Source organism: Peribacillus sp. FSL K6-1552, from assembly GCF_038005205.1.
Taxonomy (GTDB): domain Bacteria; phylum Bacillota; class Bacilli; order Bacillales; family DSM-1321; genus Peribacillus; species Peribacillus butanolivorans.
Map to the genome: position 1 here is coordinate 2,604,352 of NZ_JBBOST010000001.1, position 20,993 is coordinate 2,625,344.

The following is a 20,993-nucleotide window of genomic DNA, read 5'->3' on the forward strand; positions in this document are numbered from 1 at the left end:
TGAATGGAAAACGTTAAAAACGTTAAAAGAAATTGGGGATCAATTGAAGTCGATGAAAATGGAAAAGTTATAGGCGCCAGTGCTGATTTTTATGAGCATTTCACTATAATACCGACTGATTTGATAGGGGAGTCCATTGCGAAGGTCATTCACACTTCTATGAACAATTCTTTAAAAAATCCTGATAAAAAACATGTGTTTCCCGGTGTGATCTCAGGACACTCTTGTTTTATTAGAACTATTCGAAAAGAAAGCATTACCATTTATAATGTAATCATCCGACAAGAAGAGCTTGAATACGCTGATTTAGTATATTATGCCAATTCCTTGGATAGGCATAAAGCTAAGAAAAAAGCTGGAATTCAAAGTCGATATGGCTTTGAAGAGATTGTTGGAAAAAGCCAAGCGATTGAACGGATAAAAGAGCTGGCAGCTAGAATTGCTACCAGTAGTTCAACAGTGCTGCTTACCGGAGAAACTGGAACAGGTAAGGAACTGTTTGCTCAAGCGATTCATGGTTTGAGTACAAGAAAATCACACCCGTTTGTTCCGGTCAATTGTGCTGCAATACCAGATGAATTATTTGAATCGGAGATCTTTGGTTATGAAGCTGGGGCATTTAGCGGTGCGAAAAAAGAAGGTAAACCTGGGAAAATAGAATTAGCTCAAAATGGTACCCTTTTTTTAGACGAGATTTCTGAACTGCCTTATCAGGCTCAGGGCAAGCTCTTACGTGTCTTACAGGAAAGGGAAGTAGAAAGACTCGGTGGAACAGGGAGTAAGAATGTCGATATCCGTATTATTGCGGCGACGAACAGAGATCTAAAAACCCTTATTCAAGAAGGAAAATTCCGGCAAGATTTATATTACCGTCTTTATGTTTTTGAATTGAAAATTCCTTCATTAAGGGAACGGCCGGAAGATATTCTTCCGTTAGCTTATTATTTTATCGATTATTTTAATAACAAATTAGGGTGTAACGTTAGAGAAATTGAGCCTAAACTCCAAGAATGGCTTTCAAATTATAGCTGGCCCGGAAACGTTCGTGAATTTAAAGCAATTATCGAACGAGGTATGAATATCGTAGAGGGACGGACTTTAACATTGGACTCTTTATATTTTACACCTAATTTAACTTTGCAGGATGAGGTGGAGAAACTGGAAATTTCTTACTCAAGTAGCTTGGATGAGGTGCTCGGGAAAGCTGAGATATCTGCTATTCAGCGTGCGTTAATAGAGTCGGATGGAGATCGTTCTTTAGCCGCTCAAAAGCTGAAAATTCATATTGCGAGCTTATATAGAAAAATTGCGAAGTACAAGCTGAAATAACGTTACTATAAAGTTGATAAGTGAAATATAAATCAAGTTAACCTTTGAACACACTTTAGAAGTGTGTCTTTTTTTTGATTTCGCATATTTGATTTGCAAGATTGCGAAAAAAATTAAAAATGCGAAAACGATATTAAATGAAGCCTGATATGCAGCAAAAATAAGTTGGCACACAACTTGCAATAATAGATTGACAAAGGATGAAGTTACTTAACTTAGTTCATAAGATAGCCCGTGAATAGATTGTTTTGTAACTTCGTTAAACATAACAAAGGAGGTAATAACATGTTGAATTTTGCCTTTACAGAAGAACAAGATTATTTTCGTAAAATGTTGAAAGAATTTGCGAAGGAGGAACTGCTTCCTCAATATACAAAGTGGGATCGAGAAGAGATTACTCCAAGACACTTGTGGAAAAAGCTTGGGGAGTTAGGCGTAAATGGCCTGCGGATTCCAGTTGAGTATGGCGGTAGCGGTGCTGACTGTGTGACAACGGGGATTGCTGCGGAGGAGATAGGACGAGGTGATTTCAATCTAACCTATGCTGTGATGTTGAATGCGTTAATAGGTGAAATTATCAATAATCACGCTAGAGAGGAATTGAAAAAAGAATGGCTTCCCAAAATTGCGAGCGGGGAAAAAATTGTCGGCATCGCTATTACAGAACCATCGGCAGGGACGGATGCAGGCGGGATTAAAACAACAGCAGTACATAAAGGGAATGTATATGTTCTTAATGGAGAAAAGTCAGGAATTAGCGTAGCTACATGTGGAGATGCCTTTGTTATATTTGCAAAAACAGAACCTGAATTAGGAAATCGGGGAATTAGCGCTTTTATAGTTCCTGCCAATCTTCCAGGAGTTGAATGCAAAGGTTACAAAGACATGGGTAATATTCCAATTAGCAGAGGTTCTATCTATTTAAACGATGTAGAAGTTCCAGAAGAGTATATGATCGGTCTTCAGAATAAAGGTTTTTCCCAGGTGATGAATGGGTTTGATCTAAGCCGGCTCTTAATTGGATTGCAATGTGTTGGGGCTGCCTCACAAAGTATTGATGAGACCATCGAACATGTGAAAGTTAGACATTCTTTTAACAAGCCGTTGGCAACGTATCAAGGAGTTTCATTCCCAATAGTGACTCACTATACTCAGTTAGAGCTTGTGAAGTGGCAAGCCTATCGAGGACTTTGGCTTCGTGATCAAGGGTTGAACCATAGTAAAGAATCAGCTTCAGTAAAATGGTTAGGTCCAAAATATAGTGTAGATGCCATTCATGAATGTTTACTTTTGAACGGCCACTATGCTTATACGAAGGAAATGCCGCTAGAGCAACGTTTACGTGACGTCATTGGTTTAGAAATTGGTGATGGAACTGCCCAAGCCAATATGATGGTCATTGCAAAAGACATTATTGGAAAAGAATTCCGATCATATTAAACTAGAGGATTGTAGTGTATGGAAAAGGTAGATTGCTATTTTATCGGTCAAATTGCAAGAGTGCAAAGAACCTTTACAGAGGATGATGTGAAGCGCTGGAGTTTGTTAACGCAGGATTTCAATGATGTCTATGACCCGGAATTTTTCAGTAAAGATTTTGGTCGCTCCCTGGTCCCAGGAATTTTAAGCGAAGGTCTCCTAACAGAGGCAATCAGTAAAGAGTTGCCGGGTGGACCATGTGTCATCATACAAAAGGAATTAGTGTTCATACATCCAGTTCAAATCGACAACACGATTACAGCAGAGATAGAGATTATTGATGTGAATGTACAGCGAAATTGGATCACGATAAAAGTTCGATGTAGGAATGAACTTCGTATTGACGTGATTCAAGGGAAAATTATTCTGAAACTATTATGACAATGGAGGGATTAATACGATGGAATTAACAGATGTTTTATATGAAAAAACCAATGGGATTGCAAAGATTACAATGAATCGGCCTAAAGTCTACAATGCTTTTCGTGCAAGAACAGTTCAAGAATTAATTTGGACCTTCCGTGATGCTTGGGATGATAACCGTATTGGCGCGGTAATCTTGACAGGAGCAGGAGAGAAGGCATTTTGTGTCGGTGGAGATCAAAAAGAAAAAGGAGAAGAAGGTGGATATGATTATTCTGGAGGTTTAGGGGGAGGGATGGGGTTGGAAATTGAAAATCTACACCAAACAATTCGCAATATCCCAAAGCCTGTTATTGCAGCGGTTAATGGATTTGCTATTGGAGGTGGGCATGTCCTTCATGTCGTTTGTGATTTAACGATTGCATCTGAAACGGCAAAATTCGGCCAGAGTGGACCTAAGGTAGGAAGTTATGATGCCGGATTTGGTTCTGCTTATCTAGCCCGAATTGTCGGTGAAAAGAAAGCAAGGGAAATCTGGTATTTGTGTGAACAATACACTGCACAAGAAGCAAAAGAAATGGGACTTGTGAACAAAATCGTTCCCGCAGAACAGCTGCAACAAGCAGCAGAAGAATGGGCGGAAAAGATTCTCGAGAAGAGCCCGACAGCGCTTAAAATGCTTAAATACTCCTTTAATGCTGATAGTGCAAACATCCAAGGGATTTCTCAGCTATCGATGGGCAGTCTAGCGATGTTTTACAACACGCAAGAATCGGAAGAAGGAAAGAATGCTTTCCTTGAAAAGCGGCCAGTAGATTTTAAAAAGTTCAGAAGGTAATGAGGGGGATGGAAACTAGTGAAATTGGATACGATTTTGAGTCAAGAATATGTGGAAAAATATCAATGTATTTGGCCAAATCGAACGATTTTAGATTATTTAAATGATGCGATAGAGAAGGATCCAGATAAAATAGCGATTATTGATAAAAAAAGCCGTTTTACTTACAAGGAACTCGGTAAGTTGGTTGATCGAATCGCTTTAGGCCTTTTGAATATAGGATTGGGAAAAGGAGATGTTATCTCTTTTCAACTGCCTAATTGGAATGAGTTCATTATCCTTCATTATGCGGTTACAAGGATAGGCGCCATAAGCAATCCCTTAATTCCGATTTATCGTGATCGAGAAATTGGCTATATGGTCGAAATGGCAGAGTCTAAAATGATCGTTGTTCCAGATAGTTTCCGAGGTTTTTATTATCCTGCCATGATTGAGAGGCTAAGCCATAAATGGCCTTCATTAGAACATATTTATGTGATAGGGGACGAAGTGCCGAATGGAATGAAATCTTTCTCTTCTTTGCTTGAGGAACCTTGGGAAGAGCGGATGGATGCATCCATTTTGGATGAAATCATACATGACCCAAATGATGTTACCGAAATTATCTTTACATCGGGAACGACGGGGAGTCCAAAGGGAGTCATGCATACACATAATACTCTTTGTGTATCAACGAATTACTGGATTGACCATTTACATTTAACATCCGATGACGTCCTATTCATGGCGTCAACATTTGCTCATCAAACTGGATTTGGTTATGGGGTGAGGCTACCAACTCATTTTGGGGGTACAGGTGTTTATCAAGACGTTTGGAATCCTAATGAATTTATTGAATGGATTGAGAAGGAGAAGATAACGTTTACAGCGGGTGCGACTCCCTTTCTGCAAGATATGATTCAAATGGAGGGAATAAAAACGTACAATCTTAACTCATTCCGAGTCTTTGTAGCTTTAGGCGCCCCGATTCCAAGGCAGTTGGTGAAAGAAGCGGCGGAAAAAGTACGGTTCAAAATATTGTCAGGATGGGGACAAACAGAAGATGGCCTAGTGACCTTGACGAGACTCGAAGATTCAGCAGAAAAACTGACAAATACCGATGGGGCTCCATTTCCGGAAATGGAGTTGAAAGTAGTGAATTTTGAAGGAAAGATCTGCGCTCCAAATGAAGAAGGTGATTTACTTGCTAGGGGTCCTGCCCTATTTGTCGGGTATTTGAAGAGGATTGATGACACCATTGCAGAACATAAGGACGGATGGTTCATTACCGGTGATCGAGCAATTATGGATGAAGAAGGATATATCCGGATTTCTGGAAGAAACAAAGACATTATCATTCGTGGAGGTGAAAATATTCCAGTCGCTTACGTAGAAAACGTATTATATGAACACCCGGATATTTCAAGCGTGCAGGTCGTTGCTGTACCAGATGTCAGGCTTCAGGAAAAAGCATGTGCATGTATCAGCGTAAGACCAGGGAAGAGCCCGATTACAATGGAATCATTAAAGAAATTTCTTTATGAAAAAGGTTTGGCCAAACAATATTGGCCAGAACAACTTGAAATCATGGATGATTTTCCGCGTACTCCTAGCGGGAAAATCCAGAAGTTCCGTCTTCGGGAAATGATAAACGAAAAGATACAAGACAAAATATAGGACCAGTTAATGTAACCAGATAGCAATTTCATGATAAAAATGGAGGGATTTATGATGAATAAACGAGTAGCATTTATCACTGGAGCAGGAAGCGGAATTGGTAGAGAGATTGCTAAAACATTAGCCTCTCGAAATATGAACATTGTTGTGGCCGATATCAATAGTAAAAACGCAGAAGAAACTGTCTCTTTAATTGAGCAAGCGGGTTATGAAGCTAAGGCCGTCTATTGTGATGTAACGAGTTTAGAGAGTGTGAAAAAAGCAGTTGAAGAATCAGTGAGCTTTTATCAAAAGATTGATGTATTGGTTAATAATGCAGGATGGGACAAAGTAGAACCATTCCTAAAAAGTGATCCAAGCACTTGGAAAAGGATTATCGATATTAATTTACTGGGTCAAGTTCATACTTGTAAGGAAATTTTACCGCTTATGATTGAAAGCGGTTACGGAAAGGTAGTCAATATTGCGTCGGATGCAGCAAGAATCGGATCTAGCGGTGAGGCAGTCTATTCGGCTGCTAAGGGTGGGGTCATTGCGTTCACGAAAACAATAGCAAGAGAAATGGCACGTCATAAGCTTAACATCAATTGTATTGCGCCAGGTCCAGCTGACACGCCTTTATTTCAAGAAATTGGTTCTTACAATGAAGGAATAGCTGGAGCTTTGGAGAAAGCGATTCCGTTCCGACGTTTAGCTCAACCAGAAGATATTGCCGGTGCTGTGGCCTATTTTGTTTCGGAAGAAGCAGGATATGTAACTGGGCAAACTCTTTCCGTCAATGGCGGCTTAACCATGGTTTGACTTTATGAAACTGATTAAATGGTAATCACAAAAAGTAAAACTATTGCCTGAAAATATTTCTTAGGATTTTTCATCACCCAGTGGGTCAAATAGGTTGATTTTGTTTGATTAGATAGCCATTTGTATTATTTCGAAGCTTAGGAGAATAGTATCCTCCTATATGTAAAAGAAATCGGGTTAAGGAATTATATCTATAACCAATAGAAGGGGGAGAAAATACCTTGAATTTTGAATTTTCAGACGATATAAAAGTTTTAAAACAAGGAATCCGAGAATTTATTGATAACGAAGTAGAACCACATGCCATGTTAATTGAAGAAAGCAATGAAATCCCAGAAATCATTATGGGGAAATCGAAAGAAATGGGACTGTTTGGCCTTAGTATTCCTGTAGAATATGGTGGGTTAGGCATTGATATGGTTGGGAAATGCGCCATTCTAGAGGAGTTGGGAAGAACACATAACGGTTATACAACAGTAATTGGCGGACATACGGGAATTGGCGGCGTTGGAATTGTAGAGATGGGAAATGAAGAACAAAAACGCAGATATTTACCTGACATGGCATCAGGTGAAAGAATTGGCGCTTTTGCTTTAACTGAACCAAGCGCAGGTTCACATGCCTCAAATCTGAAAACAACAGCGGTTAAAAAGGGAGAAAAGTATATCCTGAATGGAAGCAAACATTACATTACTAATGCTCCAATCGCAGATGTGTTTACTGTAATGGCTGTTACAGATCCTTCTAAGGGTGCAAAAGGAATCACATCTTTTATCGTCGAAAAAGACTCCCCAGGGTTTCAACTAGGGAAAATCGAACGGAAAATGGGCCTTCATGGTTCACATTCATCTGAAATTTTCTTTGAGGATTGCGAAGTTCCAGTTGAGAATGTATTGGGTGAAGAGGGGCAAGGGTATATGAATGCCCTGAAAATCTTGGCGAATGGACGTGCAGGAATGGCAGCACGAAACCTAGGGTCATGTGAAAAATTACTTGAGATGTCGATTGATTTTGCTCATATGAGAATTCAGTTCGACAAACCAATCTTCGAACAACAAATTATTCAGCATTACTTGGCAGATATGGCATTAGATACAGAAGCCCTTCGATCCATGACCTATCGCGTTGCCTGGATGGTTGATCAAAAAAAGAACGTCATTAAAAATGCGGCTATGGTCAAGTTACTTGGTTCAGAAACTTATAATCGTGTAGCTGATACGGCTCTCCAAATTCATGGAGGGATTGGTTACATTTCTGAATATCCCATTGAACGTTTTTATCGTGATGCACGTATTACGAGAATTTATGAAGGTACATCCGAAATCCAAAAGAATATCATAGCGGCTCAGCTTCATAAACAGTACCAACGATAATTAGGAAAGCAGGATTAATAGTAAAATAAACTTTGCTTAAGGTTAATAGAGAATATTTTTTATGTGATTAAGTTCGATTTCCAAAGAGTATGTTAGGCGATTTTTTATTTAACATATCGTTGGATTTTATACATTACTAAAAAAAAACTTTATTTAATAAGTTTGACAATTAGATATAACGTGTTAATATAAAGGCAAATGAACTAAATATACAATTTGTACCACTAGGGGTGCTTTACAGGTAAAAGTCAATTTTACCGCAGAAGCTGAGATTAAAGTATAACTTTAAGACCCTTAGAACCTGATCTGGTTTACACCAGCGTAGGGAAGTGGGGTCATGAAACAATACGTTTATGTATTATTTCAAGTACAACCACTTTCTTTACGTCGGTAAAGGAAGTGGTTTTTTATTTGCTCAAAAGAGGTGATTATAGGTTATCAATCATTATTTATCCAGTTTCATTGCTTAATAAAATACAAATTTGGAGGTATAAAAATGAAATTTTCAGAGGTCATTCGTAAAGAAGTAGATCATATTTGGGAAGCAAGCTTCAATCACCCGTTTGTTAGAGGAATTGGAGATGGCACATTGCCAGTAGAGTGTTTTCGTTTTTATGTCATGCAAGATGCATATTATTTATCTCATTTTGCTAGAGTTCAAGCTTTAGGTGCAGTCAAAGCAACAGATTTACATACAACTAGTCGACTAGCAAGCCATGCACAAGGAACATATGAAGCTGAATTAAAGCTTCATGAAAATTTTTCTGAGAGATTAGGTATTACAGAAGAAGAAAGGAAAAACTTTAAGCCCGCTCCTACTGCCTATGCCTACACATCCCATATGTATCGTGCCGCGTATTCTGGCCAATTAGGGGATGTGATTGCGGCCATCTTACCGTGTTACTGGTTGTACTATGAAATAGGTGAAAAACTGCAAGGGTGTATACCTGATGAGCCAATTTATCAAGAGTGGATTGCGGCATACGGAGGAGAATGGTTCCGTACGTTGGTAGAAGAACAAATCGCGAGACTTGATGAGATCGCTGAAAAAGTAACGGAAGAAGATAAAGAAAGAATGAAAGAGCATTTTATCCTTAGCAGTCAATATGAATACTCATTTTGGGAAATGGCTTATCGCTTAGAAACTTGGCCAGTGCATAAGGAAACATTAGAAGTATAAAGGAGATTGACAATGAGAAAAGGGTTGAAATTAACGGATATTTTAGTCACAATCGTGATTGCCGTCGCATTTGGAATAGTCTATATCCTTTGGGGTTCGATATATTATTCCGTTAAACCATTAGGGTTACATCTAGATCAATTAATTTATGGAATGTGGTTTATAGCAGGGCCCGTTGCCTTTTTAGTTATGAGGAAACCGGGTGTGGCTCTGTTGGCAGAAATCGCGGCAGCGTCCGGTGAATTCTTTTTAGGTTCACCGTGGGGATTAACCGTACTCTTATATGGAGTTGTACAAGGATTATTCGCGGAACTGGTGTTTATGGCGTTCAGGTATAAAAAGTTTAATATGTCGGTTGCTGTATTAGCGGCGATAGCTTCATGTGTAGGGTCGGTCCTCATGGATTTTGCATACGGAGAAATTGGTGCCCTCTCTCTTTGGAATTTACTATTATTTATGATTGCAAGATTTATCGGGTCAATTTTCTTTGCTGGTGTATTTGCTTACTATCTAGTAAAAGTATTAGAAGCAACAGGAGTAACTAATCTTGTTCGTCCAGTATCAAGTAAGGATTATGCTGCACTGGATCAAAAGTAGAGGTTGATAAGCATGGAACGAATAGCTCTTGTTGAAAAGTTAAGATTGAAGTTTCCCGGTGATGAGTCCTTGATATTCAAGGACTTATCCGTCTCGTTTGATAAAGGTGAAAAAGTTCTATTGTTGGGACCGTCCGGATGTGGAAAGTCTACACTTTTGCAAGTGTTAAGTGGGCTGATCCCACATTCCATTGAAGTCCCGATGAAAGCGAAAGAACTGGAGAGCCCTTCTTCATGGGGATATGTTTTTCAAGACCCAGATAGTCAGTTTTGTATGCCATTTGCAGATGAAGAAATTGCCTTCGTCCTTGAAAACCTTTCCGTTCCTAAGCAGCAAATGAATGAGAGGATTCACAATCATATCCGGCAGGTAGGATTACACTTAGATGATATCCATACAAGTATTGATACATTATCAGGCGGGATGAAACAGCGTTTAGCGATTGCGTCAGTATTGGCACTTGAACCTGAAGTGATATTTTTAGATGAACCAACCGCTATGCTTGATCCGGTTGGAACAAAAGAAATTTGGGATGTTTTAAAGGAAATTGGCAAAGACAAGACCGTTATTATCGTCGAACATAAAATTGACCATGTTTTAGAATTTATCGAACGAATAGTGCTTTTTAACGATAACGGTCAAATCATTGCTGATGGTCCCAAAGACATCATTCTTTCATTATACAAAAACAAAATGAAAGAACATGGAATCTGGTTCCCTGGTGTTTGGGATGAGTATATTCATGACCATGCACCCATTCGTGAACAAACGGAATTTAATGATGGCGGTCCCATAATGCAAATGCAAGGTTTTAGAGGTTTCCGAAAAAAGGAAGAAAAAATTATGGTTGAAGAGCTGCAGATCCACTCAGGGGAATGGATTGTCATCAGGGGAGAAAATGGAGCGGGCAAGAGTACGCTTTTGCATGCACTGATGCAGTTCATTAAAACGAATGGTTATTATGAATTGATGGGAACCTCGATTAAAAAGGTGAAAAATCTAACAGATAACATGACGTTTGTCTTTCAAAATCCTGAGTTTCAATTCGTTGCGAATTCTGTATATGAAGAAATCGCTTATTCATTACGAATTGACAAAAAGCCTCCTCAAGAAATAGAAGAGAGAGTTCATGCACTGCTTGAAGTGTTCCACCTTACGGCCCATCGCGATAAACATCCTTTTCAATTATCGATGGGTCAAAAGCGGCGATTAAGTGTAGCGGCTTCAATCGTGAAAGAAAAAAAGATCATTCTTTTAGATGAGCCTACCTTTGGCCAAGATTCGAAAAATACCTTTGCCTTACTGGAATGGTTCGAGGAATATCGAAAGCGGGGTATTACAGTGATTATGGTAACCCATGATGATCATATTTCAAAAAACTTTGCAACTAGGATCTGGACGGTTAAGGATGGGAAAGTAATTAGTGATGAAAAGATTAGCAAGCAACTAGCGTTTTTAGAGACCGAAGTTTTATCACTATAGAAGGGGTGTCATGTAAGTGAATGTTTCGAGTGCAGAAACATGGCTCCATAAGATTAATCCAAGCCTTAAGCTTTTTGTATTAATTGTGTTATGTATGGTGGCGTTATTTATTAAAGACCTAAATTATATGATTAACGTTACCATGGGTGTTTTACTCTTATTTTTGTGTTTTTCCGGACATCCGATAAAACGTATTTTACTCCTATCAATTCCTTTTTGTTTCATTTTTTTATCTACTTCTTCTGCAATGATATTATTCGGACAAGGTGAGACACTTTGGTTTAAGTGGGGACTCATTTCGATTACGGAAGAGAGTTTCATGAGGGGATTATTGGTTGGCTTTCGAGCCTTGCTTTTTGCGGTACTTGGATTAACTTTTTCGTTAACGACGAGACCTGTCAACCTGTTTTATTCCTTAATGCAGCAAGTTAAGCTTAAACCTAAATATGCTTATAGTTTCATGGCGGCGTTAAGGCTTATTCCTATCATGTTGGAGGAATTTCAAACGATACGGAATGCGATGAGGGTACGTGGCGTCGAAAGGAAAAAAGGAATAAGATCACTATATTTTAAAATGAAAGCCTACTCCATTCCGTTGTTATCCGGAAGTATTAGACGAGCTCACCGGATTGCGGTTGCGATGGAGGCCAAACGATTTTCAGATACCAGGAATCGAACATACTATTATGAATTTGGGTTTTCTAAAAATGACCATGGGTTCATTCTGTATTTTGTCATCTTGTTGTTGGCAGGGTTTTATCTATCTGTACAATTTCCGTATTTATCAATTTGATTAAAGAAAAATTGATTATTATCGTTAAGGAGTTCTTAGTATGAATGCACAAGAATTGCATATTATTTCTACTGGGAAACAGCCAATTGAGAAGTTTGTTGAGATTGCTTCAAACATTCAAGATTATGTGGATTACTTTTATATTAGAGAAAAGCAGATGAGTGCGTCACAACTCTATAAAGCTGTGACCTTATTACATGAAAAAAAGATTCCGTTGTCTAAAATCATAATTAATGACCGAGTGGATGTAGCTTGGGCAATGAAGGTTTTTGGTGTGCAGTTGGCTTTTCATAGTTTAGATGTCAGAGTCGTAAAGCAAGCATTTCCAGAAATCAGGGTTGGGAGCTCTATTCATTCCTTTGATGAAGCAAAGGCTGCTTTCCATAATGGAGCCAATTACGCGATTTATGGCCATATCTTCGAAACAAACTCAAAACGAGGTCTCGCTCCTAAGGGAGTGGAGGAGCTTCAAAAAATCACGATGAATATCAAACTACCTATTATTGCAATAGGTGGAATAACACCTTCTAATAGTCAACTTGTACTAAATGCAGGTGCACAAGGGATCGCGGTTATGTCAGGTGTCCTAGAAGCGGAAAATCCAATTCAATCTGCAAAAGAGTATGCAAGGTCTTTAGGAAAGGAGATATAAGATGAATTCCATATATGATGCGATCATTGTAGGTGGTGGTGTAATTGGAGGGTCGATTGCTTATCAATTAGCCAAACGAGGTAAAAAAGTCCTTTTATTAGAGAAAGATAGACTTGCTAGTAAAGCATCTAGTGCAGCTGCCGGGATGTTAGGAGCGCAATCCGAGTTAGAATCTGATAACCCGCTTTTTACATTAGCAAGACAAAGCAGGGGGATGTTTCCTGCGCTGTCGGAAGAATTAAAAGACATAAGCGGGATTGATATTGAATTAGTTAACAAAGGAATGTTTAAGGTAGCACTTACTAGTGAACAAGAATCAGATTTGAAGAACATGATCAAAATCCAGCAAAAAGCCGGGCTTGAGGCGGAATGGTTTACAACTGCTGAAATAAGAAAAAAGGAGCCTCTTCTTTCTGATGAGATTAGAGGTGCTATGTATATTCCAAAGGATGGACAAGTTTCGGCCTCTAGGTTGTCGCTCGCTTTTACTAAATCTGCTGCTGCTCTAGGCGCTGATATAAAGGAATATGTACATGTTTCTGATTTGATTATTGAAAACGCGTGTGTAAGAGGTGTGGTCACTAATATAGGAGAATTTTTTAGTGAAAATGTAATAGTAGCAAGTGGAGCATGGAGCAATTTTCTTCTAGAAAAGGCCGGGTTAAAGCTTGATACATATCCCGTAAAAGGAGAGTGCTTTTCCGTTTTGACTAATCGTCCATTGCTTGAAAAAACGATTTTTTCACAAGGGTGCTATCTTGTACCTAAAGTTGGCGGGAGAATCATTGTTGGTGCGACGGTTAAAGCTCACACTTTTGACCAAAAGGTAAGTATCGAAGGAATTTCAACATTAATAGAAAAGGCAACACATCTGCTTCCAGCACTTAAAGAAACGGAGTGGGAAAAAGCATGGGCTGGAATACGTCCGCAAACAGGAGATGGCCTACCTTACTTTGGAGAACATCCAGCATACAATGGACTTTTTATTGCAACGGGTCACTTTAGGAATGGAATTCTACTATCTCCTATTACAGGTGTACTTATAGCAGATATAGTTGAAAGAAAGGCAAATTCTGAATGGTCTGCTTTTCGAGTGGATCGTTCGATAAATACAATTTTTTCATAATAGAGGTGAATGAATTGGAATTAATTATTAATGGAGAAAAAATACAAATTCCTGCTAATGAGTCAACTGTTGCGGAGTTATTACAGCATTTTAGCTTACATCAGAAAGTCGTGATTGTGGAATTAAATGATGAAATTTTAGAAAAAGAAAATCAGAATGAAACGCGTTTGTCAAATGGAGACAAAGTTGAGATTGTACATTTTGTAGGAGGCGGATGATATGTTAAAAATTGGTTCTTATGAATTTTCTTCAAGATTACTATTAGGTACTGGGAAATATTCAAGCTTCGATGTTCAGAAGCAAGCAGTGGAGATTTCAGAGACTGAAATATTAACATTTGCAGTTCGGAGAATGAATATTTTTGAAGCTAGCCAACCAAATTTTTTAGAAAAGCTTGATTTGAAAAAATATACACTTCTTCCCAATACAGCAGGAGCTAAAACGGCCAAAGAAGCTGTGCGAATAGCTCAGCTTGCCAAGGCGTCTGGGCTTTGTGACATGATAAAGGTAGAAGTGATTGGTTGTCAAAAAACACTATTGCCTGATCCGATTGAAACACTAAAGGCAGCAGAGGAATTAGTAAAACTAGGTTTTATAGTGTTACCATATACGTCTGATGATGTGTTACTTGCTAAACGTTTAGAAGAGGTAGGGTGTCATGCGATTATGCCTGGAGCTTCTCCAATTGGATCAGGCCAAGGTATTATAAACCGACTAAACTTACGATTTATCATTGAACAGTCCAATGTTCCGGTAATTGTTGATGCTGGAATTGGAACACCATCGGATGCGACGATTGCCATGGAATTAGGGGCAGATGGTGTATTGCTTAATACAGCTGTATCGGGTGCCAAAGATCCAATCAAAATGGCGAAAGCAATGAAGCTTGCTATTGAATCAGGGCGCTTAGGGTATGAAGCAGGGAGAATTGAAAAAAATGAGTACGCTATAGCAAGCAGTCCAGTTGAAGGAATGAGCATTGGATGAATGAACGTTATTCACGCCAAGAACTCTTTTCACCAATTGGAGTCGAAGGGCAACAGAAAATTTCCAAGAAACACGTTTTAGTGATTGGAGCAGGGGCTCTCGGTACGGGAAGTGCTGAAGGACTTGTGCGAGCAGGAATTGGAAAACTGACCATTGTTGACAGAGATTATGTGGAGTGGAGTAATCTTCAAAGACAGCAACTTTATTGTGAGGAAGATGCTGAAAAAAGAATGCCAAAAGCAGTGGCGGCGGAGAATCGATTGAAAGCGCTAAACTCAGATGTAATTGTAAAATCACATGTGTTGGATGTGTCAGTGGAGGAACTGGAGCGGCTCGTTGACAGAGTCGATTTAATATTGGACGCCACCGATAATTTTGATACAAGGATGCTGATTAATGATATATCACAAAAATTCAAAATTCCATGGATTTACGGAGCGTGTGTGGGGAGCTATGGAATAAGTTACACAATTGTCCCAGAAGTAACTCCATGTTTGAATTGTTTGCTGGAAACGGTTCCAATTGGTGGATTAACCTGTGATACGGCTGGAATTATTAGTCCCGCCGTTCAAACGGTTGTTGCTTATCAACTGACTGAAGCATTAAAAATTCTTGTGGAAGATTATGATTCCCTTAGAAATAAAATCGTTTCATTTGACCTTTGGAAAAATGAGCATACATCCATAAATGTAAAGAAATTAAAAAAAGACAGCTGTTTGTCATGTGGGTCAAAGCGAACCTACCCACACCTTTCTTATCTAAATCAAACAAAAACAGCGGTTTTATGCGGGAGGGAGTCTGTCCAGATTCGCCCAGCAATGAAGTTTGAAAGAGATTTAGTGCAACTTGAAAAAAATCTGCTTGCTCAAGGTGGTAAGATCGTTAGAAATCCATATTTACTTTCATTCACAATCGGGCCTCATCGATTAGTTGTTTTTAAAGATGGGCGGGCCCTGATTCATGGAACAAAAGAAATCGCAGAAGCAAAATCGTTGTATCATCGCTATTTAGGCTAAATTATTGCAGTCAGTAAAATGAAAATTCACACTGAAAGAGTGTTAGGCAAAGATGTGCTATCCGTTTATTTCAAGCTATCAAAACTAGCATATATTTACCTCCGATATTATTGCTTAGGTGGTAAAGTAGGGGGGATGGAAACCTTGTTAAGCGTGAAAAGCCTACGTCTTTGTCTGACGTCAGTGTGCCTTTTTCAGGTTCATTGAACCAAAGAAATAAAAGAGTTTCTGCATAACAAAACGAATTTAGCAGATATCCTTTTTCTCCTAGTTCTCTACCTATGTTAGTCCTACTTATTTAAAACCTCTCATATCACTGCTGACTTATCCTCTATACACTTGCCGTGTGCCTTTCTTATATAAAAAAGCTAGGGAAAGCTGGTTTACTTTCTTCTATTAATAAGACGCAAAAGGAAATCTTATTAGATAAGATACATGTAGAAGAGGAAACAGCTAAAGTATGCATGACTACAGCTTTTTGTATCTGGTGCCACCATGCTGCATTTACGTATATCCGTAACTAATAATGAAGTGATAAAAAGTAAATTGTTGCCATCTTTTGAGAATGGGAACTGTTAGGTGCAACAGGACAGTCTAACTTGTTGAAATATTAAGCAGGGCTTGAAAAGCTGAAGTTAAGCGCAGAACCTACAGAAGGCGGCTATATTCTTAAAGGTGTTCTGGCGTCTGTTTCAAACCTTGGTATAATCATGGGTTCGGATTAATAGCAGGTGTCAACGAAAATAAACGTATTATGGATGTTATCTGAAGATGCTGATACGTTTGTGGAGCAGATTCGTCCAGCATTCATCGCTTACCAAATTCCTCTCGGTCTGGGTATTAACCAAGTGCTAATATCCGCCTTAAAGCGGAATACTTAACAATTAAAGCCGTTCAATCAAGTATGATGCATAACGGGAGTGCCGGTTATTTAAAAGACAGTGCACCATCACGTCGCCTTCGTGAAGCATATTTCTTCGCTAACTTGACACCTAAAGTGAAACATTTGGAAAAAGTCCTTAATAGATAACGAAATCCCCCAAGAATATAGCCTTATACTTAAGTGCAAAGATATATCTGGGTAATTAATGCGTACCCAAAAAAATATAGTACGGACTATTTTGAATCCAGCATTTGGTCATTCTGGGGCATTGGAAAACGTATGTAAACAAAAGCGATGTCAGCCCTTTAGGGCGGCACCGCTTTTGTTATGGAACGAATATATAAGCAGAACCTTTTACATATCGTGACTGCTGTTATGTTTCTGACGGGAGTGCTGTCTATTTTTCACCTTATGAGAACCGCTTAGCGGGGCAGGTTGACCTGGGTTATTCCCTTTAGGTGCATTTTTTCGAATATCTTTACCATCATTTTTGTTCATGTGCGATCCCTCCTACACCTTAAGATAATCAATCGGTGAAAAATTATTCATATACATATATTTGTATACCTCGTACATGCTATGGATGGATACTAATTAAGGAGATGAATCTAATGCAGGATAAACAAGATAAGCGGAGGACTTTTCAAGAAGCTCAGCAAAGCCATCAACAAGTAACTGATATGTACTCAGCCATTGAAAAAACGGCACCGAATTACGGAACAGAATTGAAACATGTGAAGCAGGAAGTAAATGAGGCCTTTCAGCAAATACAATCAGCTTTAGTCACCGCTTCTGAGCATCAGCGAGAACAATTAAAACAATTTGAACAGGATATTCAGGCAATTGTAAATGAAGTCAATTCAGACGATTATTGATTTCTATACCTGAAGGCACTAGTAGAGGCGCTTTTTCCCTGTTTTTAGAATAGAATAGGCTTTTTGAAGAATGCAGTTCATCTGCATTTTCAAAAAGCCTTTACTATTTAATGCCAGAATAAGGAAATCATTGGTTTTTCTTTCGTTTTTTATTATTTTGCCTTTGGACCTCGGTTAACGGTGGTTCATTTCCTAATTCATCATGGTAACCTGCTCCATTACCCTGTGCTTTTGCAGCGTTCATTCCGGGTATTACATGATTAGCCTTTTGTTTTGCCATTTCGACACCTCCACTCATAGAGTGTGATAATGGTGAATGATTATGTATGCATTACTAATATGTTTTATTGGAATAATTTATCAGGTATATAATTAGAACATTTTAGAAAAACAGCATACAAGTAAGGCTTCCCAAAAGCACTTTAATAAATAAAGGAGATTTTTCTATAAGTCAAACTTATCAAAAACAATAACTTTCTTGTTATTTACTTATACTCAATTCTATATTAGTATTAAGTCGAAGGAAGAGTTAGGGTGGGAGAACAGAGAGAAAATTCGACAAACTAACTTTTTTACTTATATTTATAGTAGACATGGTTTCAGTGAACCAGGTTTTACTTTTATGTGCAGAATAAGTTCTGACAGTTTAATAGGGGGTAATATTCATGACGAAAAATGACGTATACCAAGCGCGTAAATCCTTTGAAATTGAAGGGGAACGCTACAACTACTACAGCCTAGACGCTATTGAAAAAGCAGGGGACGGCCAAGTATCACGCCTTCCATATTCCATTAAAGTCCTACTTGAAGCAGTACTTCGCCAAGTAGACGGAAGAGTAATCACAAAAGAACACGTTGCGAACCTTGCTAAATGGGGAACAAGCGAGCAACAAGATATAGATGTTCCGTTCAAGCCTTCACGTGTTATCCTACAAGATTTCACTGGTGTTCCAGTTGTTGTAGATTTAGCTTCTCTACGTAATGCATTCGCTGCACTTGGTGGAGATCCTGATAAAATCAACCCGGAAATTCCAGTTGACCTTGTAATTGACCACTCTGTACAAGTTGATAAAGCAGGTACAATTGATTCTCTTGATGCCAATATGGATCTTGAATTCGAACGTAATGCAGAGCGTTACCAGTTCCTAAGCTGGGCTCAAAAATCATTCAACAACTACCGTGCGGTTCCACCAGCAACTGGTATCGTTCACCAAGTTAACCTTGAGTACCTTGCGAACGTAGTACATGCGGTTGAAACTCCAAACGGCGACTTTGAAGTATTCCCTGACTCTGTATTCGGTACAGATTCACATACTACAATGATCAACGGTATTGGTGTTCTTGGTTGGGGTGTCGGCGGTATCGAAGCAGAAGCAGGTATGCTTGGACAGCCTTCATACTTCCCAGTACCAAAAGTAGTTGGTGTGAAACTAACTGGTCAACTTCCTAAAGGAACAACAGCTACTGACCTTGCATTGAAAGTAACTCAAGTTCTTCGTGCACACGGCGTAGTTGGTAAATTTGTTGAGTTCTACGGCCCTGGAGTAGGATATCTTCCACTTGCTGACCGTGCAACAATTGCTAACATGGCTCCTGAATACGGTGCTACAGTTGGTTTCTTCCCAGTTGATGCAGAAGCCATCGATTACATGCGCTTAACAGGCCGTGATGAAAAACAAATTAAAGTTGTTGAATCTTACTGCAAAGAAAATGGATTGTTCTACTCTCCTGAAAACGAAGATCCAGCTTACAATGATGTTGTGGAAATCGACCTTTCAGCAATTGAACCAAACCTTTCAGGCCCTAAACGCCCACAAGATTTGATTCCACTTTCTCAAATGAAACAATCTTTCCATGATGCTATCAATGCACCTATGGGTAACCAAGGTTTCGGCATGGACAATTCTGAATTGGATAAAGAAGTAACTGTTAAATTTGCCGATGGTAAAGAAACGGTAATGAAAACAGGCGCGATCGCAATTGCTGCAATCACAAGCTGTACAAATACTTCTAACCCATACGTAATGCTTGGAGCAGGTCTTATTGCTAAAAAAGCAGTTGAAAAAGGCTTGACTGTTCCGGATTATGTAAAAACATCATTAGCACCAGGTTCTAAAGTTGTTACTGGTTACCTTCGTGATGCAGGTCTTCAATCATACCTTGATCAATTAGGATTCAACGTAGTTGGTTACGGATGTACAACATGTATCGGTAACTCAGGTCCATTAGCAGACGAAATCGAAGCAGCAGTTGCTGAAGCAGATCTTCTAGTAACTTCAGTACTTTCTGGTAACCGTAACTTCGAAGGTCGTATTCATCCACTAGTGAAAGCAAACTACCTTGCTTCTCCAACTTTGGTTGTGGCATATGCACTTGCAGGTACTGTGGACTTCGATCTTAACAATGATTCACTTGGTAAAGATAAAGACGGCAACGATGTGTATCTTGCTGATATCTGGCCATCACAAGAAGAGGTTAACGCTGCTGTTAAAGCAACAGTTACACCGGAATTATTCCGTAAAGAATACGAAACAGTATTCAACGATAACAAACGTTGGAATGAAATCCAAACAAGCAACGAAGCAATTTACGCTTTCGATTCTAAATCAACATACATTCAAAATCCTCCATTCTTTGAAGGATTATCACCAGAACCAGGTTCAGTTAACCCACTTTCTGGCTTGCGCGTAGTAGGTAAATTCGGTGACTCAGTAACAACTGACCACATTTCTCCTGCAGGTGCTATCGGTAAAGATACACCAGCTGGTATCTACCTTCGTGAAAACGGTGTGAAACCACGTGACTTTAACTCTTACGGTTCTCGTCGTGGTAACCATGAAGCAATGATGCGTGGAACTTTCGCTAACATTCGTATCCGTAACCAAGTTGCTCCAGGTACAGAAGGTGGTTACACTACTTACTGGCCAACAGGCGATGTAATGGCTATCTATGATGCTTGTATGAAATACAAAGCTGATGGAACAGGTCTTGCAGTTATTGCTGGTAAAGACTACGGTATGGGAAGCTCTCGTGACTGGGCTGCAAAAGGTACTAACCTTCTTGGTATCAAAACAGTTATCGCTGAAAGCTTCGAACGTATTCACCGTTCTAACCTTGCGTTAATGGGTGTTCTTCCTCTTCAATTCAAAGAAGGCGAAAACGCTGAAACACTAGGATTAACTGGTAAAGAAGCGATTGCTGTTAAAATCGACGAAACAGTTAAACCACGTGATATCGTAACAGTTACAGCTACTGATGAAGCTGGAAACGTAAAAGAATTTGATGTACTTGTTCGTTTCGACTCTGAAATCGAAATCGACTACTACCGTCACGGTGGTATCCTTCAAATGGTATTACGTAATAAATTAAAAGGCTAATTTAAGCTTTTGAGAAGCGGCAAACCTACATGTTAGGTTTGCCGTTTTTTTGTGTCAAGATTATGAAATACTGGAATAATATATAGTGATTTTTAGGAATAACGCTTTTCTGAATATGTATTTATTGATAAGATGGAAGAGGTTAGTGGAAATGGAAGTAAGTTGTTCTATTTCTGGAATTGAACA

The 20,993-nt window shown here is 39.0% G+C and carries 21 protein-coding genes and 1 riboswitch; of the genes, 19 read left to right on the forward strand and 2 right to left on the reverse strand.

Annotated features, from left to right (window positions below; all coding sequences use genetic code 11):
• Positions 1-3: 3 nt before the first annotated feature.
• From NST21_RS12635 to NST21_RS12715, 17 genes are all read left to right on the forward strand, one after another.
• Positions 4-1,329, forward strand: coding sequence for a sigma-54 interaction domain-containing protein (locus NST21_RS12635; RefSeq protein ID WP_340889417.1), 1,326 nt, complete (start codon positions 4-6; stop codon positions 1,327-1,329).
• Between the two features lie 285 nt (positions 1,330-1,614).
• Positions 1,615-2,769 carry an acyl-CoA dehydrogenase family protein gene (locus tag NST21_RS12640; protein ID WP_340889418.1) on the forward strand — a complete coding sequence of 385 codons (1,155 nt, stop codon included), beginning with the start codon at positions 1,615-1,617 and terminating at the stop codon, positions 2,767-2,769.
• An 18-nt stretch (positions 2,770-2,787) separates the two neighbouring features.
• Positions 2,788-3,189 carry a MaoC/PaaZ C-terminal domain-containing protein gene (locus tag NST21_RS12645; protein WP_056526395.1) on the forward strand — a complete coding sequence of 134 codons (402 nt, stop codon included), beginning with the start codon at positions 2,788-2,790 and terminating at the stop codon, positions 3,187-3,189.
• Between the two features lie 19 nt (positions 3,190-3,208).
• A complete protein-coding gene (gene menB / locus NST21_RS12650) occupies positions 3,209-4,009 on the forward strand; it encodes a 1,4-dihydroxy-2-naphthoyl-CoA synthase (RefSeq protein ID WP_053345862.1) in 801 nt (266 codons plus the stop codon).
• An 18-nt stretch (positions 4,010-4,027) separates the two neighbouring features.
• Positions 4,028-5,665, forward strand: coding sequence for an AMP-binding protein (locus tag NST21_RS12655; RefSeq protein WP_340889420.1), 1,638 nt, complete (start codon positions 4,028-4,030; stop codon positions 5,663-5,665).
• 54 nt (positions 5,666-5,719) lie between these two features.
• The gene (locus NST21_RS12660; protein WP_200964744.1) at positions 5,720-6,466 is read left to right on the forward strand and encodes a glucose 1-dehydrogenase; all 747 of its coding nucleotides are present in this window, start codon (positions 5,720-5,722) and stop codon (positions 6,464-6,466) included.
• A gap of 221 nt (positions 6,467-6,687) precedes the next feature.
• On the forward strand, positions 6,688-7,839 hold the full coding sequence (locus NST21_RS12665) for an acyl-CoA dehydrogenase family protein (RefSeq protein ID WP_340889423.1): 1,152 nt from the start codon (positions 6,688-6,690) through the stop codon (positions 7,837-7,839).
• Between the two features lie 216 nt (positions 7,840-8,055).
• Positions 8,056-8,184, forward strand: a riboswitch (TPP riboswitch).
• 151 nt (positions 8,185-8,335) lie between these two features.
• Complete coding sequence (tenA, locus tag NST21_RS12670; RefSeq protein ID WP_340889424.1) at positions 8,336-9,019, forward strand: thiaminase II; 684 nt, start codon at positions 8,336-8,338, stop codon at positions 9,017-9,019.
• Between the two features lie 12 nt (positions 9,020-9,031).
• Positions 9,032-9,616: an ECF transporter S component gene (locus NST21_RS12675; RefSeq protein WP_056526411.1), complete on the forward strand. Its 585-nt coding sequence runs from the start codon at positions 9,032-9,034 to the stop codon at positions 9,614-9,616.
• 12 nt (positions 9,617-9,628) lie between these two features.
• Positions 9,629-11,098 (forward strand): ABC transporter ATP-binding protein, encoded by a 1,470-nt coding sequence (locus NST21_RS12680; protein WP_098174638.1) that lies wholly within the window; start codon positions 9,629-9,631, stop codon positions 11,096-11,098.
• Positions 11,099-11,114: 16 nt separating this feature from the next.
• Positions 11,115-11,891: an energy-coupling factor transporter transmembrane component T family protein gene (locus NST21_RS12685; protein WP_162878835.1), complete on the forward strand. Its 777-nt coding sequence runs from the start codon at positions 11,115-11,117 to the stop codon at positions 11,889-11,891.
• A gap of 40 nt (positions 11,892-11,931) precedes the next feature.
• On the forward strand, positions 11,932-12,543 hold the full coding sequence (gene tenI, locus NST21_RS12690) for a thiazole tautomerase TenI (protein WP_340889428.1): 612 nt from the start codon (positions 11,932-11,934) through the stop codon (positions 12,541-12,543).
• A 1-nt stretch (position 12,544) separates the two neighbouring features.
• A complete protein-coding gene (gene thiO, locus NST21_RS12695; protein WP_340889430.1) occupies positions 12,545-13,669 on the forward strand; it encodes a glycine oxidase ThiO in 1,125 nt (374 codons plus the stop codon).
• Positions 13,670-13,683: 14 nt separating this feature from the next.
• Complete coding sequence (gene thiS, locus NST21_RS12700; RefSeq protein WP_053345871.1) at positions 13,684-13,887, forward strand: sulfur carrier protein ThiS; 204 nt, start codon at positions 13,684-13,686, stop codon at positions 13,885-13,887.
• A gap of 1 nt (position 13,888) precedes the next feature.
• The gene (locus NST21_RS12705) at positions 13,889-14,656 is read left to right on the forward strand and encodes a thiazole synthase (RefSeq protein WP_057214788.1); all 768 of its coding nucleotides are present in this window, start codon (positions 13,889-13,891) and stop codon (positions 14,654-14,656) included.
• The gene (locus tag NST21_RS12710; RefSeq protein WP_056526429.1) at positions 14,653-15,672 is read left to right on the forward strand and encodes a thiazole biosynthesis adenylyltransferase ThiF; all 1,020 of its coding nucleotides are present in this window, start codon (positions 14,653-14,655) and stop codon (positions 15,670-15,672) included. Before NST21_RS12705 ends, NST21_RS12710 begins: the two co-directional genes overlap by 4 nt.
• 731 nt (positions 15,673-16,403) lie before the next feature.
• Entirely contained in the window at positions 16,404-16,553 is a 150-nt protein-coding gene (locus NST21_RS12715; RefSeq protein ID WP_340889433.1) for a hypothetical protein, read from the forward strand.
• A 356-nt stretch (positions 16,554-16,909) separates the two neighbouring features.
• On the opposite strand, the gene NST21_RS12720 is transcribed toward NST21_RS12715, so the two are convergent.
• A complete protein-coding gene (locus NST21_RS12720) occupies positions 16,910-17,053 on the reverse strand; it encodes a small acid-soluble spore protein P (RefSeq protein ID WP_083450736.1) in 144 nt (47 codons plus the stop codon).
• Between the two features lie 113 nt (positions 17,054-17,166).
• On the opposite strand from NST21_RS12720, the gene NST21_RS12725 reads away from it, so the two are divergent.
• The gene (locus NST21_RS12725; RefSeq protein WP_116822025.1) at positions 17,167-17,430 is read left to right on the forward strand and encodes a hypothetical protein; all 264 of its coding nucleotides are present in this window, start codon (positions 17,167-17,169) and stop codon (positions 17,428-17,430) included.
• A 127-nt stretch (positions 17,431-17,557) separates the two neighbouring features.
• Here the strand turns inward: NST21_RS12725 and sspO are convergent, their stop codons facing one another.
• Positions 17,558-17,710 (reverse strand): small acid-soluble spore protein O, encoded by a 153-nt coding sequence (gene sspO, locus NST21_RS12730; RefSeq protein ID WP_053345875.1) that lies wholly within the window; start codon positions 17,708-17,710, stop codon positions 17,558-17,560.
• 385 nt (positions 17,711-18,095) lie between these two features.
• On the opposite strand from sspO, the gene acnA reads away from it, so the two are divergent.
• Positions 18,096-20,807, forward strand: coding sequence for an aconitate hydratase AcnA (acnA, locus tag NST21_RS12735; protein ID WP_340455586.1), 2,712 nt, complete (start codon positions 18,096-18,098; stop codon positions 20,805-20,807).
• Positions 20,808-20,993: the final 186 nt, after the last annotated feature.

Excerpts from the sequence above, each read along its gene's own strand:
- NST21_RS12675 (WP_056526411.1), top strand. The coding sequence starts at position 9,032 with ATGAGAAAAGGGTTGAAATTAACGGATATTTTAGTCACAATCGTGATT.
- NST21_RS12660 (WP_200964744.1), top strand. The coding sequence starts at position 5,720 with ATGAATAAACGAGTAGCATTTATCACTGGAGCAGGAAGCGGAATTGGT.
- menB (WP_053345862.1), top strand. The coding sequence starts at position 3,209 with ATGGAATTAACAGATGTTTTATATGAAAAAACCAATGGGATTGCAAAG.
- tenA (WP_340889424.1), top strand. The coding sequence starts at position 8,336 with ATGAAATTTTCAGAGGTCATTCGTAAAGAAGTAGATCATATTTGGGAA.
- acnA (WP_340455586.1), top strand. The coding sequence starts at position 18,096 with ATGACGAAAAATGACGTATACCAAGCGCGTAAATCCTTTGAAATTGAA.
- NST21_RS12725 (WP_116822025.1), top strand. The coding sequence starts at position 17,167 with ATGCAGGATAAACAAGATAAGCGGAGGACTTTTCAAGAAGCTCAGCAA.
- NST21_RS12640 (WP_340889418.1), top strand. The coding sequence starts at position 1,615 with ATGTTGAATTTTGCCTTTACAGAAGAACAAGATTATTTTCGTAAAATG.
- NST21_RS12680 (WP_098174638.1), top strand. The coding sequence starts at position 9,629 with ATGGAACGAATAGCTCTTGTTGAAAAGTTAAGATTGAAGTTTCCCGGT.
- thiO (WP_340889430.1), top strand. The coding sequence starts at position 12,545 with ATGAATTCCATATATGATGCGATCATTGTAGGTGGTGGTGTAATTGGA.
- sspO (WP_053345875.1), bottom strand. The coding sequence starts at position 17,710 with ATGGCAAAACAAAAGGCTAATCATGTAATACCCGGAATGAACGCTGCA.
- NST21_RS12705 (WP_057214788.1), top strand. The coding sequence starts at position 13,889 with ATGTTAAAAATTGGTTCTTATGAATTTTCTTCAAGATTACTATTAGGT.
- NST21_RS12720 (WP_083450736.1), bottom strand. The coding sequence starts at position 17,053 with ATGAACAAAAATGATGGTAAAGATATTCGAAAAAATGCACCTAAAGGG.
- NST21_RS12645 (WP_056526395.1), top strand. The coding sequence starts at position 2,788 with ATGGAAAAGGTAGATTGCTATTTTATCGGTCAAATTGCAAGAGTGCAA.
- tenI (WP_340889428.1), top strand. The coding sequence starts at position 11,932 with ATGAATGCACAAGAATTGCATATTATTTCTACTGGGAAACAGCCAATT.
- NST21_RS12635 (WP_340889417.1), top strand. The coding sequence starts at position 4 with ATGGAAAACGTTAAAAACGTTAAAAGAAATTGGGGATCAATTGAAGTC.
- NST21_RS12710 (WP_056526429.1), top strand. The coding sequence starts at position 14,653 with ATGAATGAACGTTATTCACGCCAAGAACTCTTTTCACCAATTGGAGTC.